Origin of the sequence: Pseudoalteromonas nanhaiensis (assembly GCF_051235485.1) — a bacterium.
Taxonomy (GTDB): domain Bacteria; phylum Pseudomonadota; class Gammaproteobacteria; order Enterobacterales; family Alteromonadaceae; genus Pseudoalteromonas; species Pseudoalteromonas lipolytica_C.
Genome location: NZ_JBPNYQ010000004.1, coordinates 262,843 through 268,855 on the forward strand (window position 1 = coordinate 262,843; position 6,013 = coordinate 268,855).

Below are 6,013 nucleotides of genomic sequence, written 5' to 3' on the forward strand. Positions count from 1 at the left end.
AGCACTTGAAGTGGTTTCTTGTGCTGGTTTATCTATCCGGTTGTTCAGGGATGTGTTTTGTTTAGCGTATTTGATGCAATAGAAGAAAAGCTCCCTGTATGGGATGTGCTCGTTTTTGTTTTTTTAATTTATACACCAATTTTCAGGAAGATTTATATGGCGCTGAGTGTCGCGGAAGTTTTAAATTTGGTGGTTGTCATTATTACAGCGATTATTGCCTTTGTAACTTATAGGGTAGCGGTTAAATCTCATGAAACATCAAAGGAAGCTATTAAGTTTGCTAAGCTGCAGCTCAATTATGAGTTTTGTTTAAAGTTATATGAGTTAAAAGATTTGTGTAATCAAAACGAGGGTGGGAAGTTGTTTTTAAAATTCATTGCACGTGAAGTTTGTGATGAGCATCAAACGCTTCTTTACTCGATTAGAGATAACGCGAGAGTTTTAATTAATAATGAAAGGTTAGCAAAAGAGCTGGTTAACTTGTGTGGGTTTTTTCTGTATGACTCAGAGACCTCTATGGGGCTAACGATCGACTCTCAAAAAAGCGCCTATTCCCCGAAAGAATATACTCGCTCCGCTAAGGGTGAAAGACTGGATTTGTTTTTTCAAGCGCTGCAAGAAAAGTGTGACGCTGTGATTTCAGATGCGATAAGTGATGCGAAACGTGTTTGATGGGCTTGTTTTGAAGGTTTGAGACGCTGGTGGTTTGGCTTAAAAGGCAGTAAGAAGAACTTATTGCCCTTTTTAGTGGATAAGTCTTAGCCTTTAGCAACGGCCTTCAACGCTTCGGCCATATCACTTTTATGATTGGATGCTACGTCAGTTGCAGTTTCGCCGTTATTGTTCTTGATGTTTAAATCCGCGCCTTTTTGGAACACTTCATTTGCAACAGCTTTAAAGTAAACAATGAATTGGTTACCACCTTAATCTTCGCCAGGATAACTATTATAAAAAATTTCCTCAGGCATAACGTCTATGTTTTTAGCTAAGTGGTGTAAAACGGTTGAACCGCTGTTATCAACAACCGTAGCATCTGCGCCATGCTCGAGTAGTGTTTTGATTATTCTTGCGCGTCGAGTTCCATTTTCAAACGAATCATCACTGTATATGCTTATATCAGCCGCAACGTGTAAGATTGAATTACCTTCATTATCTTTGCTATTTATTTTAGCACCATGCTTTATAAGTAGGTCTACAACGTCTTCTCTAGCTTGTTGAACATTCCGCATGAGAGGTGTCCAGCCTGTTGGTGATACTGCATTTATGTCTGCCCCCCATCAACGAGTACTTTTGCTGTTTTTTTACTTACATGGCCAAAAAGAGGGGTTAAGCCGTCTTCACTTTAAAATTTACAGATTTGGGTGAAATCTCAAGCAATAAGTCAGCCATTGCAGCTGTTTCGTAGTCTGCATTGTAAGTATCTAGAAGTCTTTGAAGCGGGGTCATTCCGTTAGCTATGTTTGAATTAAAAAAAGCAGTCCCCTCATTTTTCATAACTTCCAGTAATGATTTTCTTTTGTCGATAGTGAATTGTGATTGGTTTAAGATGAAATTTATAAGAGTTAAATTATCGACTTTTGAGAAATAAGTCATTACTTCAGGGTTCGATTGCACTAGCTGTTTAAGACGCGCTTCATCTCCAAGGCTAATTGCATTTGCAGATTGGCGCCAAGCGAATTGGTTAATCTGTTTGTATTTTGATAGCCATCAGTATTTTTTGCTATCGCACTTTGTGAAGTGAGTGTAATTAGGGTTGATAGGAGAATTCATTTTACGTACCTCATTTGATTATTTATCCTTTTTTGGAGGGATTTTAAAAAATGTTAACTTAAAAAATTAAATCTAATTAACTGTTTTTATTGAATTTAAGTTCCTTTTATAGGGTGTTCTTTAGTGTCTAAGCCATATTTAGCTTACTGACTGGCTCATCTATTTTAAAACCTACACTTTCCAAAAAATGCCTTTTCTATAACACGTGAGCATCACCAGGTAAGATACGGCTAAAAACAGCAGCGAAAATACAAATGATGCTAAATAATCGTTGCTTATAAACACTTGTATTAAGCCGTAAATACTGCCTTTTAAACTGCTATCACCTATTGGAATCATTATTAATAGGCGTGCAAATACGCCTGCAAACATAAAAAAGAGTATCGCATTGGCGCCAAATACAATAAAGGGTGCGCCCCAGCTTCGTACTTTATAAATATCTAAAATGGCACTGCACAGGGCATACGTAATAATAGCAAGCCCAGAGCTGAGCAACACATAGCTTGGTGTCCATAATGCTTTGTTGATAGGCGTTAATGGCGAAATAGCATAGCCGGCAATAACAGCTAATATGCCTGCTAAGATAAATGCGTGGGCTTGCTTTTTAAGATCAGGTTGTTTTGTTAAGTAAACCGCAGCCAAGATGCCACTTAGCGCACTGGCAATGGCTGGAAGTGTAGAGAAAAGCCCCTCAGGATCAAATGGCAGTGGCTTAGCATTCGCATAATACACATGGTGACTACCTAAAACCGTACTATCAATAAAGGCACTTAAGTTATTGCCATATAACCATAAGCCACTCACTACCTCGCCGGTTGGCAAGGTATAAGGGATATAAAGCATGGCGGCGCCATAAAATAATAAAAGAGTGATGCAAGTAATGGCTATTTTCTTAGGCGATAAATAGAGATAACAACACAGAGCGACTAAATACACCAAACCAATACGTTGCAGCACGCCCAACACACGCAACTGCAATAGTTTGTCATCAACCCAACTGAAAGAGGGATCTCGAAAGTTGTAATAAAACAGGGCTAAAAACCAACCAAGAGCAATAAGCTTGAGGGTGCGAATAACACCTGCTTTTACTATTTGCTGATCACTCACTCCTTTAGCGCGCAAGTTATTTACTGATAGCGTGATAGACATGCCGACAATAAAAATAAAAAACGGAAAAATTAAATCAGTCGGTGTCCAACCATGCCATTGTGCATGCTTCAATGGCCAATACATCGCTCCCCAACTCCCCGGATTATTTACTAAGATCATAGCGGTGATAGTTAGCCCCCGCATTACGTCTAATGCCATAAGGCGGTGTGTGGGGAGTGACTTTATAATATCGGAACAATGTTGGCGCATAAGAAAACTTTATTTTTATTTTGTTTTAACATTGTAATAAATTATTACTTCAAAGCAAGTTACTTTTTGTTCAATTACTGACCCGTAAAGCTTTAAACGCTTAGCTTAGTATTTGATTGAAAAAACATTACAAGAAATGAATTGCCATTACTTGGTTGAACCATCTATTTGCAGATGTTTTCACTTAAATTAAGGATGTTTCCTTTGTAAAAAGCAGTAACTTGAAATTAGAGTAATTACACTTATTTGTTTGCGCTAAATCAAATTCTGATAAAAGTTTTATAGAGGTACACAGAACAAATTGCTAGTATAAAGGTATTAGATGTACCCGATATGGAATTTTGGGCCCATATGTGAGAAGTATCGTGCTTAATAGTCTTAGCAAACGCTTAAACCTACGTCGTTTAATTTTATTATTAGCGTTTTCTGCAACGCTTATTACCTTTTTAAATAGTTATTACTCGAGCTACCAAGTTCAAAAACAACAACTAATAGATAAAACAATGAGTAATCACAAAGCCTATGCTGCTAAGTTGGTTTCGGCTACTGATAACTTTTTGTTAGCTGCTCAGCAACAGCTTGCTTATGTAGGCAAAATCCTTGAAGAAGACTTTAATAATCAGAAGCTGATCAGTGCTGAAGCAGAGCGCTTAAGATTACAAACTAATAGTTTTAACTCGATTATAATCGTTAATAAACAAGGCGAAATTCTTGGCGTATCGCCGCAGTCTCTTGAACTTCAAAATCGTAAAGTAGATAGTTTTGGCACCAAGGCTGCTTTGTCATACCGTATTCCTATGATAAGCGAGCCTTACATTTCTATGGCGGGTAATTTACTCATTTTTATCTCGCAACCTCTATTCGATAAGAACAGCAATTTTATTGGTTATGTTGGCGGAACTTTATACTTAAAGCGCGCCAGTATCTTAAATCAGTTATTGCAAGTTCATTTCTATCAAGACGGCTCTTACTTATATGTGGTTGATGAAAACCATCGTTTACTTTACCACCCCGATAAATACCGTATTGGTGAGCAAGTATTTGATAACCAAGTAATTGAAGAAGTACTAAAAGGGCACTCAGGGACTCAGCTTGTTACCAACAGCAAAGGCGTTGCAATGCTTGCTGGCTACGCACCGATGACAGTAGCTCCTTGGGGAGTAGTAACCCAGCGTCCACTAGACAGTACCCTTGCACCGCTCGACAGCTTAATGTGGCAAGTATTTGTAAAAACGGCACCAATTGGTTTACTCACATTTGTATTTATTTGGGTACTTGCGCGTTTAATTGCACAACCTTTGAGACAATTAGCTGAAACCGCCAATACTCTCGATCGACCATCTACTTCGCTTGAGCTGACACAAATTCGTTCATGGTACTTTGAAAGCAATGAGCTAAGAAAAGCCATGCTTAGAGGTGTTGGCTTATTACACAGTAAAATTGGCTTGTTACGTCAAGAAGCACAAACGGATCCATTAACCTGTTTACATAACCGCCGTAGTCTTGATATGCAGTTAAGTCACTTTATAGAGCAGCGTTGTCCATTTGCGATACTGGCAATCGATATCGATCATTTTAAACGGGTAAATGACGAATATGGGCATGATATTGGCGATGTAGTATTGCAATCACTTGCTAAAATCTTGCTGGATGTCACGCGCGATGGTGATGTTGTTGCACGTACAGGAGGTGAAGAGTTCATTGTGATCATGCCAAAAGTTGAGGCAAAACGGGCTTATCAACTCGCTGAGCGCTTGCGTATGCGCGTCTCAGAAAGCTTCATAGATCCAGTGGGCTGCATTAATGTATCAATTGGTATTTCGGGCTGGCCTCTGGAACAATTGAGCCTCGAAGAGGTGTTTAAATTGGCTGATCAAGCTTTGTATAAAGCTAAAAAGACCGGGCGCAATCGCTGTGTTGTTGATGGCAGCTACTATAAAGAGCTAACCCCTATTTCTGACACTCCAGTGTTGGAATAAGTTATTTTATATGCAATAGTGAATGTTATTAAGTTATTTACGGACAAATCGATATGGCATTTACTTTACTCGCTCGATTAATAAAACCAATTATGTTTGCAAGCGTTGCTCTGACATGGGGTAATAATGTTTACGCAAATTCTGATGACGACAAGCGCAGCGAGTTTATTGATGTAGGCGTATTGATACCGAATGCAGTGTTGGATATTCGTTATTTTGGTCATCATAATTTTGTTGGCAAACCTATAGATGGCTACAATGCACCTAAATGTTTATTACATAATAGTGCTGCTACAGCCCTCAAAAAAGTACAAAATGCCGCTCAAAATGAAGGGCTAAGCTTAAAGATATTTGATTGCTATCGACCACAACGAGCAGTCGATCACTTTGTGCGTTGGGTTAACGATTTAGAGGATACCCGCACTAAAGCTGAGTTTTATCCAAATCTAGGCAAAGACAAGCTACTAGGTGATTATATCGCCGCTAAATCGGGCCACAGCCGTGGCTCAACAATTGATCTAACCTTAGTCGATGCAAAAGGCAAAGAGCTCGATATGGGCTCACCCTTTGATATGTTCGACACCCTGTCAAACACCGACGACCCGCGCATAAGCGCAGAACAAAAAGCCAATCGATATAAACTAAAAACCCTCATGACTGATGCCGATTTCGCCCCTTATTCAATGGAGTGGTGGCACTTTACCTATCAACCTCAAGCATACCCCGCTACCTATTTTGATTTTGTGGTGGAGTAGTTAAGTTAGCGAGTTTAGAGTTACGAGATGGCGAGCTGGCAGCGATTTTACATCGCGTCCTAGAACCCAGAGGCTAGTACTTCATCACACAAGTTCTGACTAGTTGAGGGCACCATAAGCCCTCTCAAGTTTTTCACGAGCTGATTCAAC

At 39.3% G+C, this 6,013-nt stretch carries 5 protein-coding genes; 3 read left to right on the plus strand and 2 right to left on the minus strand.

All coding sequences use genetic code 11. The annotated features are described in order from the left end of the window. The first annotated feature begins 57 nt into the window (after positions 1-57). Entirely contained in the window at positions 58-672 is a 615-nt protein-coding gene (locus tag ACSFVZ_RS06470; protein ID WP_435558410.1) for a hypothetical protein, read from the plus strand. Between the two features lie 251 nt (positions 673-923). On the opposite strand, the gene ACSFVZ_RS06475 is transcribed toward ACSFVZ_RS06470, so the two are convergent. Together ACSFVZ_RS06475 and ACSFVZ_RS06480 are read right to left on the minus strand one after the other, a co-directional pair. After that, positions 924-1,265 (minus strand): ankyrin repeat domain-containing protein, encoded by a 342-nt coding sequence (locus tag ACSFVZ_RS06475; RefSeq protein ID WP_435558419.1) that lies wholly within the window; start codon positions 1,263-1,265, stop codon positions 924-926. A 676-nt stretch (positions 1,266-1,941) separates the two neighbouring features. Next, a complete protein-coding gene (locus ACSFVZ_RS06480; RefSeq protein ID WP_435558411.1) occupies positions 1,942-3,129 on the minus strand; it encodes an acyltransferase family protein in 1,188 nt (395 codons plus the stop codon). Between the two features lie 353 nt (positions 3,130-3,482). On the opposite strand from ACSFVZ_RS06480, the gene ACSFVZ_RS06485 reads away from it, so the two are divergent. Beyond that, entirely contained in the window at positions 3,483-5,108 is a 1,626-nt protein-coding gene (locus ACSFVZ_RS06485; RefSeq protein ID WP_435558412.1) for a sensor domain-containing diguanylate cyclase, read from the plus strand. A gap of 53 nt (positions 5,109-5,161) precedes the next feature. Then, entirely contained in the window at positions 5,162-5,863 is a 702-nt protein-coding gene (locus ACSFVZ_RS06490) for a M15 family metallopeptidase (RefSeq protein WP_435558414.1), read from the plus strand. Positions 5,864-6,013: the final 150 nt, after the last annotated feature.

Bases quoted from the DNA above. Each gene is read 5' to 3' on its own strand.
- ACSFVZ_RS06480 (WP_435558411.1), bottom strand. From the start codon at position 3,129: ATGCGCCAACATTGTTCCGATATTATAAAGTCACTCCCCACACACCGC.
- ACSFVZ_RS06490 (WP_435558414.1), top strand. From the start codon at position 5,162: ATGGCATTTACTTTACTCGCTCGATTAATAAAACCAATTATGTTTGCA.